The organism is Komagataeibacter sp. NFXK3, from assembly GCF_054182245.1.
In genome coordinates this window covers 1-26,871 of record NZ_JAPIVJ010000020.1, presented here as the reverse complement: position 1 = coordinate 26,871, position 26,871 = coordinate 1, and the positions used below count along the sequence as shown (strand labels likewise).

Annotated in this window: 26 protein-coding genes, 1 tRNA gene and 1 pseudogene; 15 read left to right on the top strand and 13 right to left on the bottom strand. The window is 62.0% G+C overall.

Annotated elements, in window-relative coordinates:
* Positions 1 to 213 (bottom strand): annotated as a pseudogene (locus OQZ28_RS15455) (hypothetical protein); the annotation flags it as partial.
* A 322-nt stretch (positions 214 to 535) separates the two neighbouring features.
* A complete protein-coding gene (locus OQZ28_RS15450; protein ID WP_458136605.1) occupies positions 536 to 1,546 on the bottom strand; it encodes a helix-turn-helix transcriptional regulator in 1,011 nt (336 codons plus the stop codon).
* Positions 1,547 to 1,967: 421 nt separating this feature from the next.
* On the opposite strand from OQZ28_RS15450, the gene OQZ28_RS15445 reads away from it, so the two are divergent.
* Positions 1,968 to 2,696 (top strand): PDDEXK-like family protein, encoded by a 729-nt coding sequence (locus OQZ28_RS15445; protein ID WP_458136604.1) that lies wholly within the window; start codon positions 1,968 to 1,970, stop codon positions 2,694 to 2,696.
* 12 nt (positions 2,697 to 2,708) lie between these two features.
* Positions 2,709 to 3,299 carry a hypothetical protein gene (locus OQZ28_RS15440; RefSeq protein ID WP_458136603.1) on the top strand — a complete coding sequence of 197 codons (591 nt, stop codon included), beginning with the start codon at positions 2,709 to 2,711 and terminating at the stop codon, positions 3,297 to 3,299.
* A gap of 397 nt (positions 3,300 to 3,696) precedes the next feature.
* Here the strand turns inward: OQZ28_RS15440 and OQZ28_RS15435 are convergent, their stop codons facing one another.
* The 8 genes from OQZ28_RS15435 to OQZ28_RS15400 all read right to left on the bottom strand — a co-directional run bounded on the left by OQZ28_RS15435 (position 3,697) and on the right by OQZ28_RS15400 (position 9,306).
* Positions 3,697 to 4,566 carry an HNH endonuclease gene (locus OQZ28_RS15435; protein ID WP_458136602.1) on the bottom strand — a complete coding sequence of 290 codons (870 nt, stop codon included), beginning with the start codon at positions 4,564 to 4,566 and terminating at the stop codon, positions 3,697 to 3,699.
* A gap of 163 nt (positions 4,567 to 4,729) precedes the next feature.
* Positions 4,730 to 4,817 (bottom strand) — tRNA-Leu (locus tag OQZ28_RS15430).
* A gap of 228 nt (positions 4,818 to 5,045) precedes the next feature.
* A complete protein-coding gene (locus tag OQZ28_RS15425) occupies positions 5,046 to 6,572 on the bottom strand; it encodes an efflux transporter outer membrane subunit (protein WP_130732548.1) in 1,527 nt (508 codons plus the stop codon).
* 15 nt (positions 6,573 to 6,587) lie between these two features.
* Entirely contained in the window at positions 6,588 to 7,499 is a 912-nt protein-coding gene (locus tag OQZ28_RS15420) for an HlyD family efflux transporter periplasmic adaptor subunit (protein WP_078525441.1), read from the bottom strand.
* 27 nt (positions 7,500 to 7,526) lie between these two features.
* Positions 7,527 to 7,721, bottom strand: coding sequence for a DUF1656 domain-containing protein (locus tag OQZ28_RS15415; protein WP_010510087.1), 195 nt, complete (start codon positions 7,719 to 7,721; stop codon positions 7,527 to 7,529).
* A 187-nt stretch (positions 7,722 to 7,908) separates the two neighbouring features.
* Positions 7,909 to 8,388 carry a MarR family winged helix-turn-helix transcriptional regulator gene (locus tag OQZ28_RS15410; protein WP_130732549.1) on the bottom strand — a complete coding sequence of 160 codons (480 nt, stop codon included), beginning with the start codon at positions 8,386 to 8,388 and terminating at the stop codon, positions 7,909 to 7,911.
* 182 nt (positions 8,389 to 8,570) lie between these two features.
* Positions 8,571 to 9,005 carry a hypothetical protein gene (locus tag OQZ28_RS15405; protein WP_130732550.1) on the bottom strand — a complete coding sequence of 145 codons (435 nt, stop codon included), beginning with the start codon at positions 9,003 to 9,005 and terminating at the stop codon, positions 8,571 to 8,573.
* Positions 9,006 to 9,045: 40 nt separating this feature from the next.
* Positions 9,046 to 9,306 carry a hypothetical protein gene (locus tag OQZ28_RS15400; RefSeq protein ID WP_130732551.1) on the bottom strand — a complete coding sequence of 87 codons (261 nt, stop codon included), beginning with the start codon at positions 9,304 to 9,306 and terminating at the stop codon, positions 9,046 to 9,048.
* A gap of 101 nt (positions 9,307 to 9,407) precedes the next feature.
* Here OQZ28_RS15400 and OQZ28_RS15395 point away from each other — a divergent pair, with 101 nt between their 5' ends.
* The 5 genes from OQZ28_RS15395 to OQZ28_RS15375 are packed head-to-tail and all read left to right on the top strand — an operon-like array spanning position 9,408 to position 13,290.
* A complete protein-coding gene (locus tag OQZ28_RS15395; RefSeq protein WP_458136601.1) occupies positions 9,408 to 10,520 on the top strand; it encodes an ABC transporter ATP-binding protein in 1,113 nt (370 codons plus the stop codon).
* A 44-nt stretch (positions 10,521 to 10,564) separates the two neighbouring features.
* Positions 10,565 to 11,584 carry an extracellular solute-binding protein gene (locus OQZ28_RS15390; RefSeq protein ID WP_458136600.1) on the top strand — a complete coding sequence of 340 codons (1,020 nt, stop codon included), beginning with the start codon at positions 10,565 to 10,567 and terminating at the stop codon, positions 11,582 to 11,584.
* Positions 11,584 to 12,048, top strand: a complete 465-nt coding sequence (locus OQZ28_RS15385) for a hypothetical protein (protein ID WP_458136599.1) — start codon at positions 11,584 to 11,586, stop codon at positions 12,046 to 12,048. The genes OQZ28_RS15390 and OQZ28_RS15385 overlap by 1 nt, the downstream gene beginning before the upstream one ends.
* 34 nt (positions 12,049 to 12,082) lie before the next feature.
* The gene (locus tag OQZ28_RS15380) at positions 12,083 to 12,571 is read left to right on the top strand and encodes a YcgN family cysteine cluster protein (RefSeq protein ID WP_458136598.1); all 489 of its coding nucleotides are present in this window, start codon (positions 12,083 to 12,085) and stop codon (positions 12,569 to 12,571) included.
* Entirely contained in the window at positions 12,571 to 13,290 is a 720-nt protein-coding gene (locus tag OQZ28_RS15375; protein ID WP_130732555.1) for a M48 family metallopeptidase, read from the top strand. The genes OQZ28_RS15380 and OQZ28_RS15375 overlap by 1 nt, the downstream gene beginning before the upstream one ends.
* Positions 13,291 to 13,346: 56 nt before the next feature.
* Here the strand turns inward: OQZ28_RS15375 and OQZ28_RS15370 are convergent, their stop codons facing one another.
* On the bottom strand, positions 13,347 to 14,150 hold the full coding sequence (locus OQZ28_RS15370) for an NAD kinase (RefSeq protein WP_458136597.1): 804 nt from the start codon (positions 14,148 to 14,150) through the stop codon (positions 13,347 to 13,349).
* Positions 14,147 to 14,998: a carbon-nitrogen hydrolase family protein gene (locus OQZ28_RS15365; protein WP_458136596.1), complete on the bottom strand. Its 852-nt coding sequence runs from the start codon at positions 14,996 to 14,998 to the stop codon at positions 14,147 to 14,149. The genes OQZ28_RS15370 and OQZ28_RS15365 overlap by 4 nt, the downstream gene beginning before the upstream one ends.
* Before the next feature lie 141 nt (positions 14,999 to 15,139).
* On the opposite strand from OQZ28_RS15365, the gene OQZ28_RS15360 reads away from it, so the two are divergent.
* Complete coding sequence (locus OQZ28_RS15360; protein ID WP_172158975.1) at positions 15,140 to 16,099, top strand: cation diffusion facilitator family transporter; 960 nt, start codon at positions 15,140 to 15,142, stop codon at positions 16,097 to 16,099.
* Here OQZ28_RS15360 and serB read toward each other — a convergent pair.
* Positions 16,089 to 16,979, bottom strand: coding sequence for a phosphoserine phosphatase SerB (gene serB, locus OQZ28_RS15355; RefSeq protein ID WP_458136595.1), 891 nt, complete (start codon positions 16,977 to 16,979; stop codon positions 16,089 to 16,091). The two genes, OQZ28_RS15360 and serB, sit on opposite strands and share 11 nt — an antisense overlap.
* Before the next feature lie 30 nt (positions 16,980 to 17,009).
* Between serB and miaA the strand changes: the two genes are divergently transcribed.
* The 7 genes from miaA to clpB all read left to right on the top strand — a co-directional run bounded on the left by miaA (position 17,010) and on the right by clpB (position 26,736).
* On the top strand, positions 17,010 to 18,014 hold the full coding sequence (miaA, locus tag OQZ28_RS15350; RefSeq protein WP_458136594.1) for a tRNA (adenosine(37)-N6)-dimethylallyltransferase MiaA: 1,005 nt from the start codon (positions 17,010 to 17,012) through the stop codon (positions 18,012 to 18,014).
* A 72-nt stretch (positions 18,015 to 18,086) separates the two neighbouring features.
* On the top strand, positions 18,087 to 19,907 hold the full coding sequence (ilvB, locus tag OQZ28_RS15345) for a biosynthetic-type acetolactate synthase large subunit (protein WP_458136593.1): 1,821 nt from the start codon (positions 18,087 to 18,089) through the stop codon (positions 19,905 to 19,907).
* A gap of 102 nt (positions 19,908 to 20,009) precedes the next feature.
* Positions 20,010 to 20,525: an acetolactate synthase small subunit gene (gene ilvN, locus OQZ28_RS15340; protein ID WP_130732562.1), complete on the top strand. Its 516-nt coding sequence runs from the start codon at positions 20,010 to 20,012 to the stop codon at positions 20,523 to 20,525.
* A gap of 51 nt (positions 20,526 to 20,576) precedes the next feature.
* Positions 20,577 to 21,596, top strand: coding sequence for a ketol-acid reductoisomerase (gene ilvC / locus OQZ28_RS15335; protein ID WP_130732563.1), 1,020 nt, complete (start codon positions 20,577 to 20,579; stop codon positions 21,594 to 21,596).
* A 90-nt stretch (positions 21,597 to 21,686) separates the two neighbouring features.
* Entirely contained in the window at positions 21,687 to 22,463 is a 777-nt protein-coding gene (locus OQZ28_RS15330; protein ID WP_458136606.1) for a fumarylacetoacetate hydrolase family protein, read from the top strand.
* A gap of 170 nt (positions 22,464 to 22,633) precedes the next feature.
* Entirely contained in the window at positions 22,634 to 23,707 is a 1,074-nt protein-coding gene (locus tag OQZ28_RS15325; RefSeq protein ID WP_458136592.1) for an aldo/keto reductase, read from the top strand.
* A 425-nt stretch (positions 23,708 to 24,132) separates the two neighbouring features.
* Complete coding sequence (gene clpB / locus OQZ28_RS15320) at positions 24,133 to 26,736, top strand: ATP-dependent chaperone ClpB (protein WP_458136591.1); 2,604 nt, start codon at positions 24,133 to 24,135, stop codon at positions 26,734 to 26,736.
* Positions 26,737 to 26,871: the final 135 nt, after the last annotated feature.

Sequence of the window (26,871 nt, the reverse complement as noted above, 5' to 3'; positions counted from 1 at the left end):
ACAACAAGCATCCCAAACCGGGCCTCCATTCAGCATGAAGGCCATCGTGAACCCGTTTCTCAGAAAGGGGTCGTTTTTGGCTGCCTGTCCCCCTTCCGAAGGGGTCACTTTTCCATGCCGCTTAACACCCAGCCTCAGAACGAGGGATTCCTGTTCGATCTGCAGATAGGTTTCCCAGCCAGACCAGGCGCCATAATGCCACCACGCGCCCATGAAGCCGCCTCGGGGGTTGGCAACATATCCCCACCTGAGGTCGGGAAAGACGTGTTGCAAGGCCAGAAAAAAGCCTTCCCACGCCTGGCTGGGCCATTGGGCAACAGGAAGGCTAGGCCCGCCGCGTGCATGGCGGGGTTTTAGCCCGCATTGCTGCTGTCGGCCCAGCTTAACAACCAGCAGATAAAGACATCCTGCGATAGTTCAGACGTGGCCCAATAGAACAGATTTTTATTGTAGGTCATGTAAATAAATAATTTTCCTTAACCTGTGACCGTAAGGAAATTTTTAAATGCCTGATACGTCAAAAATGGTCGTCGTTTCATGAAAAATTGTGTTTGGGCGCTTTTTCATGATGGGCCAGAGCTGCGGCAAGCCTATTGCAGAGTTCTTCCCTCAAAGATGCCGGTTCAAGGATTTCTACTGCGGTTCCCCATGTAAACAGGTGATTTTCCATTTCAATAGAACTGCCAGCAATGAACTGGACAATCAGGCTGCCATCCTGTTGGAGGTGTAAAGTCTGGTTGGGATGAAAGAGAAAGCGGGCGGCGTCATTGGCCGCTGCTGGCGTAAAGCGCAGGGTAATGCGCTGCGGTTTTTCCTGAAAAACACCAAATGAACGTGCCGCAAAAGCAGAGATTGACCAGCCTGCTGGCGGCGGAACGGCCTGCCCATGTATTTCAGGAGATCTGATCTTGTCAAAACGCCAGAGGGCAGGCTGGGCCTTGCCCGTGGCAGGCCCGACCAGATAGTAAGCACGTCCGTAAAGGATGCCCCAGGGGGAGACCGTGCGGTGAGAATTGGCATTATGCCCATAAGTAAAAGTTAAATAATTGCCGCCTTTCAGGGCCGTGCGCACAATTTCCAACGTATGCGGATCAGCAAAAGGTTGAGGACCAACCTGCGTGACGTAACCTGTGGCTACGGTCAGGGCATTGATATCGGGTGCCAGTTTATGTCTGTCTGTCGGGCGCAGGGCCGCCTCGATCTTTTGGCCGAGTGCTGTCAGCAGATGGGCGCGGGCAGAACAGCCGCCCTGTTGCAGGGCGGTAGCGGCAGCATACAGTTCCGCAAGTTCATCAGATGTGGGTGCCTGCAGGAAGCGATCGAGGCCACCTGTCATACGAAAGCGCAGCTTATGCCCGTCTGAAATGGCTTCGAGTTGCGGAAAAATCTCTTCAATGGCGGCTTTCAGGCGTTCTGCCGTCCGGCGGCTGACTGTGCAGGTGGCGGCAATTTCATCAAGCGTCATGCCCTCGGCTGTTCCAGCCAATGCGCGCGCAAGCTTGATGAGCAGGGCTGCTTTTTCAAATCGCATGGTGCCGACCTTCATTATCTACGACCGTTTCTGACGTAGGTGGGCATTATTGAAGGAAGCCGTCAAGCAGGGAAAGGGTAGTGCGGGTTTTGTATAGGCTTATGCTGAACGGGGGCGGCCGTTGGCTGCTATGGCAGCGGCGGTGCAAGCCGGAGATGGCCTGCCTGGCTATACCGGTAGCACCGTGAGTATTTGCAACGGGAATTTCATCTACGTTTATAATGTGAGTGGCCGCCAGAAATCCTGTCTTTCAGTGCGATAAACCGTAGAATATTTATGCCATTTTCATATGATTGCTATGATCAATTAATGCAAATACTTTCTATTTTAATATGAGAAGCTTACACAAATCATATGCTGATACGACTTATTCAATAAGAATGATTTTTACCATTTATTTCATCAATAATATATATGAATATAAGGAGAAAATATCTTGAATTCCGTCAATTTTGGTACAGATGATGATATGGCACTATGCCGCCGACTGCCGTCGTTGTTAGATTCCATACGGGCACTGCTTGGCGCGCATGATCCGGTTTCTTCCGTTGTGCCTGATGTGCTGCCAGACCGTATTGTAGAGCTGACCAATATGATTATGCCGCTGCATAATCAGGCATGGGCGCGTGGTGATGCGATTGATATATGGGATGTGGCAGGCCTGAAGTCTAATGAAGGCCGTAACAGCGCGGTTCTGGGGTGGCTGCTGGACCCGAAAGGCACCCATGGCTGGGGCGCGCGCCTGCTCCGTGATGTGTTGCGCTTGGCAGGGGATCGATATCCACACTGGCCCCGTCTGGACAAAGACCTGGACCATGTATCGGTCGTGACCGAGTGCTGGCCCGCAGGCAGCACAACCGAGCGCGTTGATATTGCTATTGATGGCGATGATTTCGTGCTTTTCATCGAGATCAAGATACAGGCACGCGAAGGCGAGCAGCAACTGGCCCGTTACGTGAAGGTAGCCGAGGCAAAACGACAGATTACCGGCAAACAGCACGGGCTGGTTCTCTATCTGAGCGCCATTGCGCCGGTTAATCCGCCTGAAGAAGTGGCGCTCATGACCTGGCGTGATGTGGCAGATATTCTGGCCCGTTTCCCGAAAAGCGGCTTCAATGGTGTCATTACGCAGCAGTTTGCACAGCATATCCAGAAATTTTATTGAGGAGAAAAAGAAATGAATAGTCCTGAACTGAACAAGGCTCTTGTTGAGAACCTTGCCGACCTTGAGGCGACGGCAACACGCCTCCATATGCTTGATGATGCGCTTGGTGCCGCTATTGATGCAGATACGAATAAATGGATGGCTGAGAATAACTGGTCCGGAGACACGGATGAAGATGATGGATGGGTCGCGCCGAAAGGAGAGGGGTGGTACAACCCTGACGACGATGAGCCTAATGGTGCCTTTTTTGAATGGGCAAACTTTGAAGACCAGGCCGAAGATAATTATTACGTTACGCAACTCTGCCAGTTAGGGCAGGATAAAGTTGGCATTCGCTTTGTGCAGGACCAGATCGGACGTGCGCAATGGAAAAAAATAGTGTCTGAACTGGCAGAGCTGGTCAGTGGAACTGGTTTTATACTTGAGGAAAAGAAGCTGAGCTTCTTCCTGCCTGTCAAAATCGATCAGAAAATTCTGGCATCCAGTCTGGGGGATGACGATATGGAAGTCGGGCTGAAACAGTATCGGGAAGCCCTGGATCAGCTTTTAAAGGCCAGAACAGCTTTTGATAAAGTGATTGCCCGCATCAAGCAAGTTGGTTGATGTAAAGTAAGCGCCCCATGCGAACCAGCGGGCACGTTGTCTTCCGCTGGTTCGCAATGAACAAGCCATAAAAGACGCAAAAGACAAGATGGGCCGTTATGATGCAGGTCAGCAAGAGGGACGTATCCCTTCTGTGATGCCCATTGCACACGGGGGTTTTGGGGGAAGCTTTTCTCAAAAGCTTGGAAGGGAGCCACTGTTTGGAAAAATGTAGTCCCTTAAAAAAAATGCTATTTTCTCTATCTGTGGTGCAAGTTACGGGACTCGAACACTCATGATCCCGTAATCAACATCACGCTAGAATCCCCGGAAACCTGCTGAATTCTTCTTAATCCATCTCATTGCACTGAAAGTACTTTGGAGAAGGAGCGTGGGGAAACCACGCTGCCACTATAACCTATTTCTGCGTTCCCCTGATCTGCTGCAGCAGTGAGATGGGAAGGGGAGCTAATGCGTCATCACCTTTGACGTGTGCCCATCGGTGGCAAGTGGGACATAAAACAGACAAGTCATCTACGGTGCTGTCACGTTGGCCGCAGGCGATTGGGCTAATATGATGAGCATCAAACATCCCTGCCGATTCGTCAGAGAAGCCACATGCTTCGCAAACAAGCTTGCCATCATTGCGTTCTCGATTTGCCAGTTTTGCTGTTTTTTTAAGCTCTGGCGAACGCTCTACCTGACATGAAAGTTTATATACCCGCTTTCCTTCCGATGATGTGAATTTCAATCTTGGGTAGAATGTTGATGAATATTCAACCTTCCCGTCATCATAAAAACCGGGGGGAGCTATTACGTCTGTTCTGCGTCTGACTGGAAAATCCTTAATTTTTTCCCAGAAAAGATGGATGCGTTCTTCATCGCGATAAACGCTATCATACGCATTAGTTATGATTTTTTTATCCGGAAGCCCTACATCGCTCAGGATATCTGGATGGCCGATGACATCATACGTTTCGGACGTAACTATCGCAAAAGGCCATTGTGACAGTTTCTCTTTAAGCACGGAATTTCGGACAAAAGCGGCTGTTTCGCCGTATTTCCCTGTCGCTTTTACCAGTTCCAGAATTCTGTCCTTGAATTTCCGGGGCACGTTAGAACCCGCACCAATTGTGACAAAATAGTGCTGGGTCAAAGATCGTTCGGCCACTGATTTTGCTGTCCCTTTTTTGGAAAAGCACATGACAGGTTCTTCCGAAAGTCCCCAGACGGGCTTGAGACCCATAAGATTATCGCAAGTATGGACGATTTCTTTGAATTTTGTCACGTTTTCACAATGCTCCTACACGTCAGAAATATAATAATGACTTATGTGTCTAAGTATATCACTAAAAATAATGATTATACTTTATAGATATGTAGAAATATTATAGAGAAAACAGATATTTACTGATTTAATGACCAAATCCAAAAAACTATATTTTGGTCAGTGGTGCGAGCTGCGGGACTCGAACCCGCACGCCCAGTTACAGGCGCAAGATTTTAAGTCTCGTGCGTCTACCATTCCGCCAAGCTCGCATATGCCACCCTGTTTAGCATATACAGGGCACAGCACAATCATCAGCCTTAATTTTATTGAATTGAGGTGCTGGTGCTCTATTCATAAATCACGGCGGCCTGAATCAGTTTATAAAGACCAGCCCATGTAATGGTATGGGGACCAAGCTGGTCAAGAAGCGTATTGTTCCCTTAAAAGATGCTCGGCCACGCCTGCCGCGCCGCCAGGGCGGGCAGGCCGCAACCACATTACTGCTGGAAGGCGCGCGCCAGCATGTTTTGTTTTTCAAGCGATACGGGCAGCGTGGTGTTGGTCAGCGCAATGCCCTGCCAGCCCGCGCCAAGGGCGGTGTAAAGGTTGATCGCATCCTGCAGGCGCTCCAGCCGGGCCATGGCCTCGGCATTCTGGGCGTTCAGCGTGGTGCGCTCGGTCGTCAGCACTTCCAGGAAGCCAACCAGACCCGCTGCATACAGCTTGCGGGCGCGTTCGCTGGCCAGTGAGCTGTCTTCCGCAGCCTTGGCCAGCAGTTCGGTGTGTTCCTCATCATCATGCCAGGCGGCCATCGCATCCTCGACTTCCTTGAAGCCGTTCAGCACGGATTGCCGGTAGGCCAGGCGGCTCGCCTCGGCCGCAGCCTGCGCCATGCGGATCTGCGAGGTGTATTTGCCACCATGCATCAGGGGCAGCGAGGCCATCATCAGGAACTGCCAGCTCATGCCACCCATCTGGAACACCTGGTACAGCGCCGATGCGTTGGGGTTGAAGTTCAGCGGGATGGTGAAGTTGGGGTAAAGCTGGGCTACCGCCACGCCAATACGCGCCGTGGCCTCGGCATAGGTGCGCTCGGCCTTGCGGATGTCGGGGCGGTTGGCAATGACCATGGATGGCAGGGTAGCGGGGAACTCCGGCACCGGCGGCAGCGGCTTGGCCACCTTCAGTTCCAGCTCCGACGTGCCCGGCATCTGGCCCATCAGCACGTCGATGGCATGGGTGATCTGGGAGATATGGGTCTTCAGCGGCTCGCGCGCGGCAGTCTGGGAATCCAGCTCCGCCTTGGCCTGCGCGATCTGCATGGTGTTGCCCACGCCTTCAAGGTACAGCCGGTTGGTCAGGTCATAGGCGTCCTGCGCCACATGGATGTTGTTGTTGGCGATTTCCAGCCGCAGTTGCTGGTCGCGCAGCATCATGTAGTCGCCAGCAAGCTCCGACAGCATCATGACCATGACGCCACGACGGTCCTCGATCGATTCCTCGACAGCGCGGTTCTCGGCTTCCACCCCACGGCGGATGCGGCCGAACACGTCAATCTGCCAGCTTGCGCTGAAGCCATAGCCCAGATACGCGGCCTGCGGCTGGTTGGCCGCGCCCGCAGCCGAGCCGGGGCGCAGCGGCCAGTTATCAATATTGACCGAATAGCGGACATTACCGGCCGAGGCCTGCGTATCGACCTGCGGATACCACTGCGATGCCTGCACGTCGCGGATGGCGCGCTCGGCCATGATCCGCTGGCCCGCCACCTGCAGGTTGTAGTTGCCTGCAATGGCCTTGTCGATCAGCTTGTCGAGTTCAGGATCCTTGAAGAGGTGCCACCACTCCTTGAGTTCCTTGTTGGTGTCCTCGATCTCCTCGGGGGTGGCGGTATGCTCGTCCTCGGTGAACTTGGCGGGAAGTTTCATCCGGTCCGGCTGGTAACGCGGCCCCACCGTGCAACCGGCCAGGAAGATGGCCGATGTCAGGAACAGGCCGGTCCTGCGGGTAACTGAAGTGATGTTCATGATCGTGCCCGCGCCTCACAGATGGTCTTGCAGCCATGTCGTCAGGCGGCCGCGTTGCGTGCGGGCCTGCGGGCCGACGCTGATCGTGGCCGTCATGCCGGCGGCGAGTGTCACGCTGTCGGGCACATGGTCAAGGTGGATACGGACCGGGATACGCTGCGCGAGCCGCACCCATGTGAAGATCGGGCTGACATCCTGCAGGCCGAGCCCGTCGGGGCGCCCGTTCTGGTCATTGATACCACGCGCGATGCTGACCACGTGGCCGGGAATGATGTCCTTGTAGCCCATCAGCTTGACGCGGGCCTCGTCACCCACATGCACGCCCCACATCTTGGTTTCCTCGAAGTAGCCGTTGACCCAGTAGGAGTCGGCGTCGATCACGGCCAGCCGGGCATGCCCCTCGGTCACGTAGTCACCGATCCGCAGGTTGAGGTTGGTGATGTTGCCGTTGACAGGTGAGTACAGGATGGAGCGCTGCAGGTTCAGCTTGGCTAGGTCAAGGGCCGCGCGCGCCGCATCGACCGAGGCGATCTGGGTCGCCACGTTCGAGTTGAACACTTCCTGCTCTTCCGCCGAGACGATGCCGCCAAGGCCCATGCGGCGGCGGGCGTCGTTCTGCTTGAGCTTCAGGTCTTCAAGCGCGCCATCAAGCCGGGCCTGCGCCTCGCGGATGGCAAGGCGGAAGCGCACGGGGTCGAGCACGAACAGCGGGTCGCCGCGATGGACGTACTGGTTGTCCACTACCGGCAGCTGCACCACCGTGCCCGATACTTCCGGCGCCACGTCAACGACATAGACACGGACGCGGCCGTCACGCGTCCAGGGGGCAATCATGTAGGTGTCCCATAAAGTGATGCCCATGACGACGGCCATCGTCACGACCGCCAGGGTCAGGACCACACGGATCAGGGTGCGCAGGAGAGGCATGGGGATTCTCGAACCTTCTTGGGACAGTCAGATGTACAGGATCATCAGGCACAGGACGCAAGTGTATAGCGCGACCTCGAACAGGGCGAGATGCCAGAACCATTTCATTATGCCGCACCACCACAGCAGCGAGCGCAACAGCATGGTGACAGGCAGGGCAGCGACGGCATAGACGACAATCGGTGCCATGAAGACACCGAAAAGGTTGAATTCGCTCAGCATCAGGCGGTTCTCATTCCGAACGGTCCCGTTGAAGGAGAAGCAGGCAGCGACACCCGGTGACAGACTCCGCGCCGCTGTGCCGCTATCTGTAGCCGACACGGCGGCGGGAAGAAACCGTCAATGGCGCCACAATGCAGGGACACGCCCCCGGCATGGGGTGGAAAAAGGGGGGGAAAGGGCAGGGGCATCACCGCATTGCCACCGTCTGGGGGGGCTGGGCGGGTTTTTTGCACAGGTTGGCTTCGATCCGCTCGAAAACCGAATAGCAGGCCAGCAGCTCCGGCGTGGAAATGCCATGCAGCAGGCGGCTTGAAACCGCTTCCACCGCATGGCGCACCTGGCGGGCCGTGCGTTCGCCCTTTTCCGTCAGGCTAACGAGTTTCGAGCGTTTATCTTCATGGTCGGGGGAACGGAACACAAGGTCGCGGCGTTCCAGTACATCGAGAAGGCGGGCGACGGATGGGGCTTCGATTTCAAGCACGCGCACGAGGTCTGTCTGGCGCACGGGCGGCGGCAGCAGGCCAAGGTACAGGACGGGCCGCCATGTGGCTTCGGTCAGGCCATATTCGCGCAGGTCATGATCGACCTGCCGACGCCACGCGGCGCCAAGCCGCGCGAGACGGCGACCGAATGACAGCTCCTTCTTGTTGCGCTCCAGATCGGGCATCGGGTTCCGCCAGCGGGGACATACAGGTATTAAGCATGCAAACCATTTGCGTGCTTAGTATGTCCGGAAGCTGCACGTTTCCAGAAAACGCCAAAGTGAGCCAATGCAATTTCAGCATGGATACTATCTGGCAATGACGTGGATCATTGCCAGACAGGTCGGGTGCGGCGGTCTGCCGGTATTTATCTGCCGCGACCGGACAGGCTGCGCAGCAGCCCCCATACCGCCCGGAAGGTGTGGCGGGTTAGCGGTCCCGCCACCGTGGTGGCCACGGCGGACAGGGCCACGGTCTGCCGCAGTTCGTTCAGGGCGTGTTCGCGTGCGAATCGAACGCGGATTTCCTCTGGCGTCATGTAGGAGCGGCGGCCCATTACCAGGCCCATGAGCACCACCAGCACATCGGCTGCGAAGACCATGCCTGCCGCGCCAAGGGCGCTGAAGCCCAGGGTCTGGTAACAGAAGGCCCACAGCAGCCCATGGCCTGAAATGACGGCAAAGAAGGCAAATATCGCCGCCACAACCAGGAACGCGGCCTGACGACCAAGACGGATCGCCATCAGTTTACGTAGGGTCAGCTCCCCCTCAATGATGGTTTTACCGATTTCGCCTATTCTCATGATGCTCGCATGTCCTCTGGTTACGGCAGGCTAGAATGCCTTATTTCGTTGCGCGGCCAAGAAAATAGCCGATCACCGAGAAAATGGCGATAGCCACAAGCGAACGAGCGCGTGAGCCGCCTTTTTTGGGGGCATGTTCTTCAAGGCTTTCACGGGCGTGGCCCGCCAGCTTCTCGGCCTTGCCCGCCACGTCATGCAGCGCCTGTTTGCCATGCGTGTGCAGCAGGGTTTCAATGTGGCTTTTCAGGGCCTGCAGGTCTTCGTGGGTCACGTTCTTGATGGTGTCCGTGGTCTTGCTCATTGTCGTTTCCTTTTTAGGACGGGTGAAGCGGATAATCCTCTGGCAAGGAGGTAACCATTGCTTATAACGCTTTATCCCCCCAGTCAGGTTTCTGTTATCGCATGTCTCCTTTCTCCTCACGGCTGGTTGCAAGCGCGCTGGCCGCCTCTCCCGGCGCGCCGGGCCTGTCCTTTTCGGCACAGGCCGGGGCGTGCCTGGCCATTGTCAATGAGCAGGCGGCGTGCCTGAGCACGGTTGCCGACCTGCTTGCGGGCCATGTGCCGGCCGGGGCCGGGCAGCTCATGGTCGATGGCGTGGATGTCACGGCCCTTGCGCCCGAGGCACGCCCATGCACGCTGGTTGGCTGGCGTGACCCGCTGTTCATGCACATGAACGTGCAGGCCAACCTGGCCTTCGGGCTGCGGGCGCGGGGCATGGAGTCGCAGGCGGTGATGGCGCGGGTGCGCGGCGTGCTGGCCCTGCTGGGGCTTGACGGGCTGGAGCAGGCCCGCCCGGCAACGCTGCCCCCCGAGCAGGCGCTGCGCGTCATGCTGGGCCGCGCCCTTGTGTTCGAGCCGCCCGTGCTGGTGCTTGAAGATGTCTTTGCCCCGCTGCCTGCCGCCAGTCGCCGCGCCATGCGCCGCCTGGTAGGCCGCCTTGTGCGCGCGCGGGGGCTGTGCGTCGTGCTGCTGACCCGCGCGCGTGAGGATGCCCTGCTGCTTGGCGATACGATTGCCTGCATGCACGGCATGGACGTGCTGCAGGTCGGCACGGCGCGCGACCTGTTCGAGCGCCCCGCCTGCGACCGCGTGGCCACCGAATTTGGCGATGCCAATGCCCTGACCGTGCGCGTGGCCAGCGTGGAGGATGACGTGGCGCTGGCCCACCTGCCCGGTGGCCTGCCGGTCGAGGCCATGGCCATGCCCGGTGTCGTGGCGGACCAGCTGGCCACATTGTGCATCCGCCCCGACCGGGTGGCGGTGATGTTTCCCTCCCGTCCCGGCATGGCGGCGGCCGACCCCGACGAGCCGCCCCTGCTCACGGCGACGTTGACCGACCTGCGCCAGATGGGTGACCACGTGCTGCTGCGCCTGCGGCTGGAAAATGGGGTGGAACTGCTCGTGCGCCGCCCCCCCACCGCCGCCCTGCAGCGCGTGGCGCCGGGGCAGGCGGCGGTGCTGGCGTGGCAGCCCGCGCAGGCAATGGCCTTTCCGTTCCGGGGTGAAATGGGGTAGCGTCCGCCATCTTCCGCCCCCGCCCGAAAGGCTGTTTCCCACCCGTGTTCCAGATTGTGTCCCGCCGTTCCCTTAGCGCCATCCTGCCCGGCCTGCTCGTGGCCCTGGCCGCCCTGCCCGTGCCGGTGGCTGGCGTGCAGGCGGCAGCGCGCACCCGCCACAGCCCCGCGCTGGTGGTGGCCAGCACGGAGCCGCAGCTGGGCCCGGCGCAGGATGCCGCGTTTTTCCAGCCCTTTACGCGGGCCACGGGGCAGCCTGTTACGCGCCGGGCGTGGACGGGCGCGCTGTCGGACCTCGAGCCCCAGGGCGGGGGTGCCAGCGCCTGGTCGCTCGCCTTTGCCGAGGACAGCACCATCCGCGCGGCCTGCATGCAGGGCCTTGTGGTGCATCTGGCAGGCAGCGCCACCAACCCCGATGGCTGCGGCGCGCCGGGGCTGGCAACACAGATCGTGGTGGCATGGGACCAGACATGGCGTGACAGCGCGCCGCGATGGAATGATTTCTGGGATATCGTGCGCTTTCCGGGCAAGCGTGGCCTGCGGCGCGACCCGCGCACCACGCTCGAGATCGCGCTGCTGGCTGATGGCGTGCCGCCCGCCCAGGTTTATGGCGAGCTTTCCACGCCGCAGGGCGTTGACCGCGCCTTTCGCAAGCTCAGCCAGCTACGTCCTTATATAACGTGGTGGTCTACCCCGGCCGAGGCCGCAAGCCTCCTGTCACGCAAGCAGGTGCTCATGGGCAGCGCGCCGCGTGAGGCCGTGGACAGCATCGCCACGCATGACGGGCAGGTGAGAATTGGCGTCAATGCCGACATGGCGCTGTCCTATGACCTGTCATGGGCGGTGGTGGCGGGCCAGTCCGCCGAGCGGCTGGGCCGGTCGCGCGACCTGCTGCATTTCATCGTGCAGCCGGACCGGCAGGGTGCTTTCGTGGCGGCCATGCCCGCAGGGCCGTCCGGCTCGGGCCATCCGGCGGCCCTGCTGCCCATGGATGTGCAGTTCTGGCAGGTGAATTACGCGCCCCTGTCCCGGCGGTTCGCGTTATGGCTGCGCAAGGCGGGCTGATGCTGCCCCCCCTTGCCACCCATCCGCTCGGCACGCTGGTGGCCGATGGCTGCGGCACCGCGCTGGGGCTTGTGATGGCCTGCATGCTGGTGCTGGGCGCGCAGGCCCTGCTGCACCGGGCCTGGCCCGCGCGGTGCGTGCTACTGCGCGGGCTCATGCTCGCCCTCATGCTGCCGGGGCTGGCGCTGGCATTGCTTTGGCCGGGCCTTGCGGGGCACGGTGGCGGCATGGGGAGCGTGGCGCAGGGGGCGCTCGTGGCCCCTGCGGCCCTGTGGCCGCTGCTGCGCGTGCTTGATGCCGTGCCGCCCGGCCTGTCGCGCACGGCGCGCGGACTTGATGCGGGGAGGCTGGCGCTGCTGCGGCTGGTGTGGCTGCCCTTGCTGGCAGGCCCGGTGGCGGGGGTGGGCGCGTTCTGCGCGGTGATGACCGTGCTGTGCGCCATGGCGGCAGTGGCATTGCAATGAAAACTGTAAACAGGCGATATGGCAGGACGACATCATGACCGATGAGACCCCCCCTTTCTGGGAGACGACGCCGCTTGCGCAGATGACCCGCGCGCAGTGGGAATCGTTGTGCGATGGCTGCGGGCGGTGCTGCCTGCACAAGCTGCGCGAGGACGAGACGGACGAGGTGCTGTTTACCGATGTCGCCTGCCGCCTGCTCGACACCACCACCTGCCTGTGCACCGATTACGCCCACCGCCACCGCCGCGTGCAGGACTGCATCAGCCTGACGGCGGAGATGCTGGCTGATATCGACTGGCTGCCGCCTACCTGCGGTTACGTGCTGGTGCGCGATGGCGAGCCGCTGCCCTGGTGGCACCCGCTGGTGTCCGGCACGCACGAGACGGTGCATGAGGCGGGCATATCGGTCAGTGGCCGGGTCATCAGCGAGCGTAAGGCGGGCCTGCTGGAAGACCACATCATCGACTGGCCCGGCGAGGCCCCGAAGGATGCATTCTGCCGCACCCGCCCGCGCGGGCGCTGATGGCGCAGGGCGCGGGACAGGATAACGGGCTCGAGCTCGTGCCCATCGCATCAGGGTCGGTTCCGGTGCGGTGGCGGGTCTCGGCGCGGGCGCGGCGGATTTCCATGCGCATCGACCCCGTGGCGGGGCATGTGGTCATGACCCTGCCGCGCGCGGCCCGCAGGGCGGATGGGCTGGCCCTGCTTCGCGCCCATTCCGGCTGGGTCGCGGCCGGTCTTGCACGCCTGCCGCCTGCTGCCGAACTGCGCCATGGCGGGCATGTGCTGCTTGATGGCCAGAGCCGCGAGATCGTGCACTGCCCCGAGGCCCGGCGCGGCGTGTGGCTGGAAGAAGGCCTGCTGCATGTGAGTGGCGCGGCCGAGTTCATCTCCCGGCGCGTCATGGCCTATCTGCGCGCGCAGGCGCAGGTGCTGCTGCCCGCGCGCCTGCGCCTTCAGGCCGAGGCCAGCGGCCTGCGCCCCACCCAGCTCAGGCTGCGCGATACGAAAAGCCGCTGGGGCAGCTGCTCATCCGATGGCAGCATCATGCTGTGCTGGCGGCTGGTCATGGCTCCACAGGAAGTGCAGCATTATATCATCGCCCACGAACTCGCCCATCTGCGGCACATGAATCACGGGCCGGATTTCTGGCTGCTGGTCGATCAGCTTACCCCCCACCGTCGCCAGGCCGAGAAATGGCTGCGGGCCAATGGGGCGAGCCTGCACCGGCTGGCAGGCTGAAAGGAAAAAAGTAAAAGTTGCTGGGGACCGCCTTTTTTCAAAAAGGCGGTGTTCTTTCAAGCTGTAAACTGTTCGGCGATGATCCGTTCCGACAGGCTCTGCCCGGGGTCGAACAGCACGGTGGTGTGCAGTTCGCGCGCCTCGCTGATCTCGACGGAGATCACATCGCGCACCTCGGTAAAATCCGCCACGGCGGCGACGGGGCGCTTGTCGGTTTCCAGAATGTCAAAGCGTACCCGCGCGGTGGAGGGCAGCAGCGCGCCACGCCACCGGCGCGGGCGGAACGCGCTGATGGGCGTGAGCGGCAGAAGGTTGGCCGAGAGCGGCACGATCGGCCCGTGCGCCGAGAGGTTGTAGGCGGTCGAGCCTGCGGGGGTTGAAATCAGCACGCCATCGCAGATCAGCTCGGGCAGGCGCACGCGCCCGTCCACCCCGATGCGGATCTTGGCCGCCTGCCGTGTCTGGCGGAACAGGAACACGTCATTGAGGGCGAGGGCATGCACGCACTGGCCATCCATGGTGGTGGCCTTCATGCGCAGCGGGTGCAGGATGGCCACCTGGGCCGCAGCCAGACGGGCGGGCAGGTCATCAGGCACGGCGGGGTTCATCAGGAAGCCCACCGTGCCGCAGTTGATGCCATAAACCGGCAGTGTGCGCCCAAGGGTGGTGTGCAGCGTTTCCAGCATGAAGCCATCGCCGCCGAGGCAGATCAGCGCCTCCGCCTCCTCGGGCGGGCATTGGCCGTACTGGCCCACCAGCCGCTCGTGCCATACCTGCGCGCTCTCGTTGGGAGCGGCGGCGAAGCACAGTTTTGTGGGGATGTACCCATCGGCCCAGCCGGGGTACGACATATCGGTCATGGAGTGTGGATGGACAGGCGGTGATGCGCCATGACCGGCATGCGCGCGCGCGTGCTGTCAATCACGCCACGCTCGATGCGCGCTGTGCTCCAGCCCGGCCCGTCCGAGACCTGGGCCACGATGGTGCCCCACGGGTCGATGATCATGGAATGGCCATAGGTGCGGCGCGGCTGGCCGGAGGCATCGGTGTGGGTGCCGGTGGTGCCGCAGGCCACCATCCAGCACTGGGTCTCGATGGCGCGGGCGCGCAGCAGTGTTTCCCAATGGGCCAGCCCGGTCTCGACGGTAAAGGCGGCGGGCACCAGCAGCACGTTGGCGCCGCGCGCGCGCAGCGCATGGAACAGGGCGGGAAAGCGGATGTCATAGCAGATGGCCAGCCCGGCGGTGAGGTCGGGTGAAAGCGGGGCGGTCACGATGTCGGAGCCGGGCGCGTAGGTATCGCTCTCGCGGTAGCCCTCGCCGCCGGGGGTGGTCACGTCAAACAGGTGGATCTTGCGATAGCGCGCGACCTCGTGGCCCTGCGGGTTGAACAGGAGGGATGTGTTGAACAGCTTCTCCCCATGCCGTTCGCCAATCGAGCCACCATGCACGCTCACGCCATGCGCGCGCGCAAGACCTGACAGGAAGCGGTACAGAGGCCCGGTCTCGCCCGTGCCATCGGGGGCGGGCAGCACCTCGGCTGCGGCGAATTTCATGTCGCGCGTGCCGCCAAGGCAGCTCCACATCTCGGGCAGCACCACGAGGTCGGGCTTGTCGGCGGTGATGGCGGCGGTGATGAGGGCGCGTGCGGTATCGATATTTTCGGGCGCGGAGGCGCCAGGCGCCATCTGGATGACGGTGGTGCGCATCTGGGCTGGTACTCCGTAGGCAGTGCCGCGTGACCATAGGACAGGCGGCCCGCCCCTAGCAACCGGCACGCAGGGCTGCCGCACTGTTAAAAGGGGGCGGGGCGCGATAGGATGGCCTTCTGGTTCAATATTGAAAAATCAATGGCACATTCCTCATCTTCCCGAACGGTCATCTTCGCGGCCCTTGGCGGCAACCTGCTGGTGGCGGCCACCAAATTTGGCGCGGCCTTCCTGACCGGCAGCGCCTCCATGCTCAGCGAGGCCATCCATTCCCTGATCGATACCGGCAACCAGGGCCTGCTGCTCGTGGGCATGAAGCGCGCGACCCGCCCGGCCACGGCCACGCACCCGTTCGGCTACGGGCTGGAACTGTATTTCTGGACCTTCGTGGTGGCGCTGCTCATCTTCGGGCTGGGCGCCGGGGTGTCACTGTATGAGGGGATCATCCACATCATCCACCCGCAGCCGGTGGCGCATGTGCTGGTCAATTACGCCGTGCTGGTGGCGAGCATCGTGTTTGAAGGCTCGGTGTGGCTGATGGCGCTGCGGGCCTTCCGCAAGGAGGGCAAGGGCCGGCGCGGCTGGGTGGAAGCCGTGCAGATGAGCAAGGACCCCACCGTGTTCACCGTATTGTTCGAGGATACGGCGGCGCTGAGTGGGCTGTTCGTGGCGCTTCTGGGCAATGTGCTGGCCGAGTGGCTGGACATGCCGGTGCTTGATGGCGTGGCGTCGATCATCATCGCCTTCATCCTTGCGGTCACGGCGACCTTCCTCGCGCGCGAATCTCAGTCGCTGCTGACGGGCGAGGGCGTTGCGCCGGAAGTGCTGCGCGCGTTGCGCACCATGGCGCTGGGGGCGGACGGCGTGGAGCGGCTGAACGAGATCCGCTCCATGCATTTCGGCCCGCGCGATGTGCTGGTGGTAATCAGCCTCGATTTTCGCAACGACATGACGGCGGGGCAGGTCGAGATCGTGGTCAGCACGCTCGAGCGCCAGATCAAGCAGGCCTACCCTGAGGTCACGCGCGTGTTCATCGAGGCGCAGGACAGCCGTGGCCAGCCTGCCGCCACCGCCGCCCGCGGCACAGCTGTTACGCCGTGACGAATTCCGCCGCCCGGTAGCCCTGCGCGAACAGAAGGCTGCGCAGCGTGGTGGCGTTGACCTGGTTGCTGATCTCGCGCCGCACGGCGGGCTTGGCATGGAAGGCGATGCCCAGCCCCGCAACCCGCAGCATGGCAAGGTCGTTCGCACCATCGCCCGTGGCCAGCGCATCCGCCACGCTCACGCCCTGGGTGGCGGCAAGACGCCGCAGGTGCGCAAGCTTGGCATCCGGACCCAGAATGGGCTGGCCCACTGTGCCGGTCAGGCTGTCGCCTGCAGCAAGCAGGGTGTTGGCATGGTTTTCATCAAAGCCGCACAGGCCTGCCACCCGGCTGGTAAAGAACGTGAACCCGCCAGACACCAGCGCCGTGCGCGCGCCGTTGGCTCCCATGGTGCGCACCAGTTCGACTGCCCCCGTGTTGAGCCTGACGTCCTTCCACGCTTTTTCCAGCAATGTTACGGGCAGGCCGCGCAGCAGGGCCACGCGCTCGCGCAGGGCGGCCTCGAATTCGATCTCGCCATTCATGGAGCGGCGCGTGATCTCGGCAATCTTCTCGCCAATGCCGGCATGGGCCGCGATGTCGTCCAGCGTTTCGCAACTGACAATGGTGCTGTCCATGTCAGCCACCAGCACGCGCTTGCGGCGGCCGCCAGCGGGCGTTACCAGCACGTCGATATGGCCCTTGGCAAAAACGGCGCGCAGGGCTGCGATATCAGGGGTGGTGCAGGCCATCTCGACCGCTTCCCCTTCCGACAGGGTCACGGGGGCGGCAGCGCCGGCAAGGTCGCGCGCGGCTTCGATATCGACCGCCGTGAGCGATGTGGCCTCGCGGTTGGCCACCAGTACAAGGGTATGGGCGTGGGAAGGGGAATCAGCCATGGGGTCCGGGTCAGTGAAAGGGATGAAACAATGACACGCCCCCCTCCAGGGCAGGCGCGCGTGGCGCTAATCGTGGCGGGTCCGACCTGTTCGGGCAAGTCCGCACTCGCGCTGGCGCTTGCCCGCGAGGTGGGGGGCACCATCATCAACGCCGATTCGATGCAGGTCTACTGCGACCTGCGCATTCTCACCGCCCGCCCCACCGTGGCGGAGGAAGCCTGCGTGCCCCATGCGCTGTATGGCGTGCTGCCCGCAGCATGCAATGGCTCGGTGGCGTGGTGGCGCGAACAGGCGCTGGCGGCGGCGGAGAACGCGTGGAATGCCGGGCGCGTGCCGATATTCTGTGGCGGCACGGGCATGTATTTCCGCGCCCTGACCGATGGGCTGGTGGATATTCCCCAGCCGCCGCCCGCCATCCGCGAACGCGCGCGCGCCCTGCTGGCCGAACTGGGCGCCCCCGCCCTGCATGCCCGCCTGCTGCAGCTTGACCCCGAAACCGCCGCCACCCTGCGCCCCAATGATGGCCAGCGCCTTGCCCGCGCGTGGGAGGTACATGCCGCCACGGGCCATGGCATGGCATGGTGGCGGAGCAAAGCCGTGCTGCCCGGGCTTGACGCCCGCTTCATTGCCATAAGGCTGCACCCCGCGCGTGACGGGCTGCGCGCGGCCATTGCCCGGCGCTTTCATGCCATGCTTGGGCAGGGCGCCATGGCGGAGGTGGAAGCCCTGCTGGCGCAGGGCCTGCCGCCTGACCTGCCCGCCATGCGGGCCCATGGCGTGCCCGAACTCGCCGCCGTACTGCGCGGCGAGATGACGCGGGCGGATGCGGCGGCGCGCGCCATCCAGTTGACCGGGCAATATACGAAGCGGCAGGCCACATGGTTTGCCCATCATGCGTGTGCTGCCCCGGCGGACACGTTTTTATATGAAAAACGGTTTGAAAAAGACGAAGCTGCGCAACAAATGGAAAGGGTAGGCGATAAAATCATTTCTTTTGTTATTAAACGCATTGACGCGGGCCAAGGCTTTCCGTAAACCCGGCCCGGGATTTCGCCTGTAATGGGCTGGCCGGATTGTTCCGGCCACCAGTGGCGAAGGAGCAGGACCATGAACACAGCATCGCACCAGACCGACCTGAAGCCTCACGCAGCGGGCGCGGATACATCCGTGCTCAGCGGCGCGGAAGTGCTTCTGCGCGTGCTGGCCGAGCAGGGGGTCGAGGTCATTTTCGGCTATCCCGGTGGCGCGGTCCTGCCGATTTATGATGCCATTTTCCGCCAGGATGCGATTCGCCACGTGCTGGTCCGCCACGAGCAGGCTGCCGTGCATGCGGCCGAGGCCTATGCCCGCTCGACCGGCAAGGTGGGCGTGGTGCTGGTCACCAGCGGGCCGGGCGCCACCAATACCGTGACCGGCCTGCTCGATGCCATGCTGGACTCGATTCCGGTGGTCTGCTTCTCGGGGCAGGTGGGCGTGCCGCTGATCGGCACCGATGCCTTCCAGGAGGCGGACACGACCGGCATCACCCGCCCGGCCACAAAATACAACTACCTCATCCGCCGCGCGGAAGATGTGGCGCCCTGCGTGCACGAGGCCTTCCATATCGCGCGCAGCGGCCGCCCCGGCCCGGTGCTGGTCGACCTGCCCAAGAACCTGATGGTGGGCCCGGCACCCTATAGCGACGCCCCGCGCGCGCCGCATCCGTCCTACCGCCCGCAGACCGAGCCGGGCCGTGACGTGATCGCGCGTGCCGTGGCCGCCATGAAGGGCGCGCGCCGCCCGCTGTTCTATACCGGCGGCGGCATCATCAATGCGGGGCCGGAGGCCTCGGCCGCGCTGCGCAAACTGGTGGAAAAGACGGGCTTTCCGTGCACTTCCACGCTGATGGGGCTGGGGTCGATGCCCGCGGGCGACCGGCGCTTCCTGGGCATGCTGGGCATGCACGGCACGTACGAGGCCAACATGGCCACCCATGGCTGCGACGTGCTGATCGCGCTCGGTTCGCGCTTTGATGACCGCGTGACCGGCAGGCTCGATGCGTTCTCGCCCGGCTCGTTCAAGATCCATGCCGATATCGACCCCAGCCAGATCAACAAGATCGTGCAGGTTGACGTGGGCATCGTGGGTGACGCGCGGCGCGTGATCGAGATGATGCTGGAGGAGTGGGAGTGCACCCCCGCCAATACCCGCCAGCCCATCGACATGGCGCAGTGGTGGCACCAGATCAACGAATGGCGCAAGACCGACAGCCTCGGCTTCGTGCAGGACAGGGCGCCCGGGGCGATCATCCGCCCGCAATACGCCATCCGCCGCCTGCATGAACTGGCCACCGCCACCGGGCGCGACACCTATGTCTCGACCGAGGTGGGGCAGCACCAGATGTGGGCGGCCCAGCATTTCGGCTTCGACAGACCCAATCGCTGGCTGACCTCGGGCGGGCTTGGCACCATGGGCTACGGCCTGCCGGCTGCCGTGGGCGCGCAGATCGCCCACCCCGATGCGCTGGTGATCGACATCGCGGGTGAGGCGTCGACGCTGATGAACATCCAGGAGCTTTCCACCATCGCGCAGTATCGCCTGCCGGTTAAGGTGTTCATCCTCAACAACCAGTATATGGGCATGGTGCGCCAGTGGCAGGAACTGCTGCATGAGTCGCGCTATTCCGAAAGCTACAGCGCGGCCCTGCCCGATTTCGTGAAGCTTGCGGAAAGCTTCCATGGCAAGGGGCTGCGCGCGACCTGCATGGGCGAGCTCGATGGCGTGATTGCCGAGATGCTGGCCCATCCCGGCCCGGTGGTGGCGGACATATGCGTGGCGCAGGATGAAAACTGCTACCCCATGATCCCCTCGGGGGCGGCGCATAACCAGATGCTCCTTGGCCCCGGCCAGGATGACGAGATCAGCGCCGAAGGCCGCATGCTGGTCTGAGCGCCCCGCACCTGCCTGTAGCGCGCCGCACTACGGGTTTCTGTCCTTTCCTGCCGCCCCTGCCTTCGCAGGGCGGCGCCCCAAGCAGTCAGGAAACACATCATGACCACGCAGCAGGAGAGCCCGGTCTCTGCGGTCATTTCCATTCAGGTCGAGAACGAGAGCGGCGCGCTGGCCCGCGTGATCGGCCTGTTCTCAGGTCGTGGATACAATATCGAGAGCCTGACCGTGGCCGCGGTGGATGAAAGCCGCCACCAGTCGCGCATCAACATCGTCACCACCGCGACCCCGCATGTGCTGGGCCAGATCCGCGCGCAGGTGGAACGGCTGGTGCCGGTGTACCGCGTGGCGGTCATGACCGGGCGCGAGCCGCACGTGGCGCGCGAGATGGCGCTGGTCAAGGTGATTGCCAGCGGCGAGCGCCGGGCCGATGCGCTGCGCATTGCGCAGGCCTTCCGCGCGCACCCGGTTGATGCCTCGGCCACCTCGTTCGTCTTTGAGCTGACCGGCGCGTCCGACAAGCTCGATGCCTTCATCGACCTCATGCGTCCCCTTGGCCTGGCCGAGGTGTCGCGCACGGGTATCGCCGCCATCGCCCGTGGGGCGGCAATCCTGTAAGGGTCGCGTTTTTTACTTCATCCGTTTTTTCATTCCCCAAGGAGCAAGACCATGCGCGTCTATTATGATCGCGATGCCGACGTGAACCTGATCAAGAGCAAGAAAGTGGCCATCATCGGCTACGGCAGCCAGGGCCATGCCCATGCCAACAACCTCAAGGATTCCGGCGTGACCGACATCGTTGTCGGCCTGCGCCCTGAATCAAAGGCCGTTGCCAAGGCAGAGGCCGCAGGCTTCAAGGTCATGACCCCCGCCGATGCCGCCAAGTGGGCCGACGTGGTGATGGTGCTGACCCCCGATGAAGGCCAGGGCGCGCTGTACAAGGAATCGCTGGCAGCTAACATGAAGACGGGTGCCGCACTCGCCTTCGCCCATGGCCTGGCCATTCACTTCCGCATCATCGAGGCGCGTCCCGACCTTGACGTGTTCCTGATCGCGCCCAAGGGCCCCGGCCACACCGTGCGTTCGGAATACCAGAAGGGTGGTGGCGTGCCGTCGCTGGTGGCCGTGGCGCAGAACGCCTCGGGCAATGCGCTTGAAATCGCGCTGTCCTATGCTTCCGCCAATGGCGGTGGCCGTGCGGGCATCATCGAGACCACCTTCAAGGAAGAGGTCGAGACCGACCTGTTCGGTGAGCAGGCCGTGCTGTGCGGTGGCCTTGTCGAGCTGATCCGCGCGGGCTTCGAGACGCTGGTTGAAGCCGGTTACGCCCCCGAGATGGCCTATTTCGAGTGCCTGCACGAAATGAAGCTGATCGTCGACCTGATCTATGAAGGCGGCATCGCGAACATGAACTACTCCATCTCCAACACCGCGGAGTATGGTGAATACGTGTCCGGCCCGCGCGTGATCACGCCGGAAACCAAGGCCGAGATGAAGAAGATCCTGACCGATATCCAGGATGGCACCTTCGTGCGCAACTTCATCCTTGAAAACCAGTCCGGCAACATCGGCTTCAAGGCCATCCGTGCCCGCAACAACGAGCACCAGATCGAGAAAGTGGGCGAGAAGCTGCGCGGCATGATGTCGTGGATCGGCAAGAACAAGCTGGTCGACAAGGCCCGCAACTGATCTGTGTAAAATAACGGGGCGCCCTGTCGCCACCGTATTTTCAGCGCCAGCCGGATTGTTCCGGCTGGCGTTTTTTTTATGCCCGCTTTCATGGGGCTGCCCCGCATTTGCCGTGACACGACCGGGCACGGGTGCCACCATGCGCGCCGGTATGAACAGCAGGAGCGCCGTATCGTGACGGATTACGTAATTCCCCCCTACACCCTTCCTGTCGTGCCAGTGGAGGGGAGTGCGGGTGTCTTTCCTGTCAGGCGGATATGGTGCGTGGGGCAGAACTATGCCGCCCATGCGCGCGAGATGGGCAGCAACCCCGAGCGCTCCGAACCCTTCTTTTTTGCCAAGCCCGGTGATGCGGTGGTGCCCGGGGGCGGGCTTCTGCCTTTTCCCGTCAGCACGGCCGACCTGCATCATGAGGTGGAGCTTGTCGCCGCCATCGGGCGCGAGGGGGCTGACATTGAGGTGGAGAAGGCGCTCTCGCATGTTTATGGCTACGCGGTGGGGCTGGACATGACCCGGCGCGACCTGCAGGCCGCCGCCAAGAAGGCGGGCCGCCCGTGGGCGCTGGCCAAGGGGTTTGACCAGTCCTGTCCCATTTCCGCCATGGTGCCGGCCGCGCGCATTGGTCACCCCGAAAGCGGGGCCATTGCCCTGAGCGTCAATGGCGAGCAGCGCCAGAAAGGCGACCTGGTGGAAATGATCTGGTCCGTGCCCGAGATCATCTCCTGCCTGAGCCGTTTCGTAACCCTTGCGCCGGGTGACCTGATCATGACCGGCACGCCCTCGGGCGTGGGGCCGGTCAGGCGGGGCGATGTGCTGCATGCCACCTGTGCCGGGGTGGGCGAGCTGAACGTGACCTATACCGGCTGAAGCCTGCCTTATGTGGCCCCTGTCATCATAAAGGTTTCTGGGTGCCGCCTTTTTTCAGGAAGGCGGCGTTCTTTTCAAAGCTTTTTGAAAAAAGCTTCACCAAAAACTTTTCATTATTGGCGTAATGCCACGTGGCAGGCGTTTTACAGACATTCAGGGAAGGAAAAGAGATGCAATACCGCCAGCTTGGCCGTTCGGGCCTCAGGATTTCAGCCTTCACGCTGGGTACCATGACCTTTGGCGGCAAGGGTGACTTCGCCAAGACCGGCGATACCGATCTTGCAGGCGCCCGCCGCCAGCTTGACCTGTGCATCGAGGCCGGGATCAACATGTTCGATACGGCGGATATCTATTCATCGGGCGTATCGGAAGAGATTCTGGGCGCTGCGCTGAAGGGCCGCAGCGATGACATCATGGTCACCACCAAGGCCCGCTTTACCATGGGCAAGGGCGCCAATGATGCCGGGCTGTCGCGCTATCATCTCATCCGCGCGTGCGAGGCCAGCCTCAGGCGGCTGGGGCGTGACCATATCGACCTGTATTACCTGCATGAATGGGATGGCCAGACCCCGCTCGATGAAACGCTGGAAGCGCTCGATACCCTGACCCGCGCGGGCAAGATCCGTTATACCGGGGTGTCCAACTTCTCGGCCTGGCACCTGATGAAGGCGCTTTCGGTGGCCGAGCGTGACCGGCTGATCGCACCCGTGGCGCAGCAGATCTATTACTCGCTGCAGGCGCGCGAGGCGGAATATGAACTGCTGCCGCTTTCGCTCGATCAGGGCATTGGCGTGCAGGTCTGGAGCCCCATGGCCGGGGGGCTGCTTTCAGGCAAGTATCGCCGCGGCAAGCCGCAGCCCGAAGGCACGCGCCAGATCGAGAAATGGGGCGAGCCGCCGGTTCACGACATTGAAAAACTCTACGATGTGGTGGAAGTGCTCGTCAGCATTGCCGAGGCCCGCAATATTTCCGCAGCCCAGGTGGCGCTGGCCTGGGTGGCGCAGCGGCCCGCCATTACCTCCATTGTCATCGGCGCGCGCACCGAGGCGCAGCTTGTCGATAACCTCAAGGCCGCGGACCTTGTGCTGAGTGCTGAAGACATCAGCCGCCTTGATGAGGCAAGCGCGCCACCGCTGCTCTATCCCTACTGGCATCAGGCCAGTAATGCCTCTGACCGACTCTCGGCCGCCGACCTGCTGCTGCTTGGCCCCGCCGTGGCAGCCAGGGCCAGCAAGGCAGAGTAAAAAACAGAAGTTTTCGGGTGCCGCCTTTTTTTAAAGGCGGCATTCTTTTCGGAGCCTTTTGGAAAGAGCTTCACCAAAAGCTTCTTTACTGTTGATGACTTTTTGTAGGGGCCGATTGGTATCAACCTGCGTTTTGCATCAGTTCCCCCATGAAATTGCAGGGCTTCACCATAACCCTTCGGGCGAATGGCCGTTACGCTCATAAGGCACGGCAATCTTGATCCAGATCAAGGTTGTGGAGCCGGCGCCAATGGTCAGCTAACCCCATGATCAGACACGGCATGGAAGAAGGAAACTGGCGGCCGACATCTTGTAATAACATCGTATGGATCCCATCTGGAATCCAACGCCTTGCCGTTGCCTGTTGAGGGACGGCGCAAAGGCAGAACCATCCTGTCGCCTGATTGAAAGGGACGAACAAACATATGAACATCGAGAAATTCACGGAACGCTCGCGCGGTTTCCTGCAGGCCGCCCAGACCATCGCCATGCGCGACTACAACCAGCAGCTCACGCCCGAGCACCTGCTCAAGGCCCTGCTGGATGATGACCAGGGCGCGGCTTCTGCCCTCATCCGCGCCGCAGGCGGTAACGTGCCCGCCATTACCAGCGCCAACGAGGCCGCTTTGGCCAAACTGCCAAAGGTGCAGGGCAGTGGCGCAGGCCAGCCCAGCGCTACTGGTGAACTGGTGCGCGTGCTCGATGCCGCCGAACAGGCCGCCCAGAAGGCGGGTGATGGCTTTGTGGCGCAGGACCGCCTGCTGGCCGCCATCGCTGCATCCGAAACGCCAGCCGGTCAGGCCCTGCGTGCGTGCGGTGCAACGCCACAGGCGCTGGAAAAAGCCATTGCCACCATCCGCAAGGGACGCACCGTGGATAGCGAAAACGCCGAAGCCAATTTTGACGCGCTGAAGAAATATGCCCGCGACGTGACCGAAGTGGCCCTGCAGGGCAAGCTCGATCCGGTCATTGGCCGCGATGAGGAAATCCGCCGCGCCATTCAGGTGCTGGCGCGGCGTAGCAAGAACAACCCGGTCCTGATCGGTGAGCCGGGCGTGGGCAAGACCGCCATTGTCGAAGGGCTGGCCCAGCGTATCGTCAATGGCGACGTGCCCGAGGCGCTCAAGAACAAGAAGCTGCTCTCGCTCGACATGGGCGCGCTCGTCGCGGGTGCCAAGTTTCGTGGTGAGTTCGAGGAACGCCTGAAAGCGGTGCTCAAGGAGATCGAGTCCGCCGAGGGCCAGATCATCCTGTTCATTGATGAGATGCATACCCTTGTGGGCGCAGGCCGCAGCGATGGGGCGATGGATGCCTCCAACCTCATCAAGCCCGAACTCGCCCGTGGCGTGCTGCACTGCATTGGCGCCACCACGCTGGATGAATACCGCAAGTATATCGAAAAGGACGCAGCCCTCGCCCGGCGCTTCCAGCCGGTCTATGTGGGTGAGCCGACGGTGGCCGATACCATCTCCATCCTGCGTGGCATCAAGGAGAAATACGAACTCCATCACGGCATCCGTATTTCCGATGGGGCGCTGGTGGCGGCGGCAACGTTGTCCAACCGCTACATCACCGACCGCTTCCTGCCTGACAAGGCGATTGACCTTGTCGATGAAGCCGCAAGCCGCCTGCGCATGCAGATCGACAGCAAGCCAGAGGAACTTGATGAGCTTGACCGCCGCCTGATCCAGCTCAAGATCGAGCGTGAAGCCATCCGCAAGGAAGACGACGCGGCGAGCAAGGAGCGTCTGGTCAAGCTGGAAGCCGAACTGTCGGAACTGCAGGAAAAATCCGATGCGCTGACCGCCGCCTGGCATGCCGAAAAGGACCGCGTGAACGCGGTGCAGAAGCTGCAGGAGGAAATGGACCAGATCCGCTCGGATATCGAGATCGCCCAGCGCAAGGGTAACCTCGCCCGGGCATCGGAGCTGATGTACAGCCGCCTGCCGCAGCTTCAGGCCCAGATTGCCAAGGCGCAGGAAGAGGCTGACCAGATCAGCAAGGGCGATGGCATGGTCAGCGATACCGTGACCGATCAGGGTATCGCCGCCGTGGTCTCGCGTTGGACCGGCGTTCCGGTGGACCGCATGCTTGAAGGCGAGCGCGCCAAACTGCTGCGCATGGAAGACGAACTGCGCAAGAGCGTGGTGGGCCAGGAGCCTGCGCTCAAGGCCGTCTCCAACGCGGTGCGTCGTGCCCGTGCCGGCCTGCAGGACCCCAACCGCCCCATCGGTTCGTTCCTGTTCCTTGGCCCGACGGGCGTGGGCAAGACCGAGCTGTGCAAGGCGCTGGCCCGCTTCCTGTTCGATGACGAGAAAGCCCTGCTGCGCATCGACATGAGCGAGTTCATGGAGAAGCATGCCGTCTCGCGGCTCGTCGGTGCGCCTCCCGGTTATGTCGGTTATGAGGAAGGCGGCGTGCTCACCGAGGCCGTGCGCCGCAGGCCCTATCAGGTCATCCTGTTCGATGAGGTCGAGAAGGCGCATGAGGATGTGTTCAACATCCTGCTGCAGGTGCTCGATGACGGTCGCCTGACCGACGGGCAGGGTCGCACGGTCGATTTCCGCAACACCCTGATCGTGCTGACCAGCAACCTCGGCTCCGAAGTGCTGGCCCATCTGCCTGATGGTGAGTCGGTTGATAGCGTGCGGCCCGAGGTCATGCAGGTGGTGCGCAACCACTTCCGGCCCGAGTTCCTCAACCGCCTGGATGAGATCATCCTGTTCTCGCGCCTGCAGAAGGCGGATATGGGCAAGATCGTGGAAATCCAGATCGGTCGCCTGCGCAAGCTTCTGGCTGACCGCAACATCACGCTTCGTCTGGACAAGGGCGGCGAGACCTGGCTGGCCAATGAGGGCTACGACCCGGTCTATGGTGCGCGTCCGCTCAAGCGCGTGATCCAGCGCGCGCTGCAGAACCCGCTCGCGGGCCTGCTGCTTGAAGGCACCATCCATGATGGTGAAACCGTGACCGTTGATGCGAAGGACGACCACCTGACCATCAATGGCACCGAGGTCGAGGCCGACTGATACCGGTGCACGACACCGGCTTTACGGAAAGGAGGGGCTTGCCCCTCCTTTTTTCATATAATTTTCATTCTGGTGCATTTTTTTTGGTGCGGATTGTGAATGTTATGTGTGTTTTATGGCTGAATACCGTGTGTT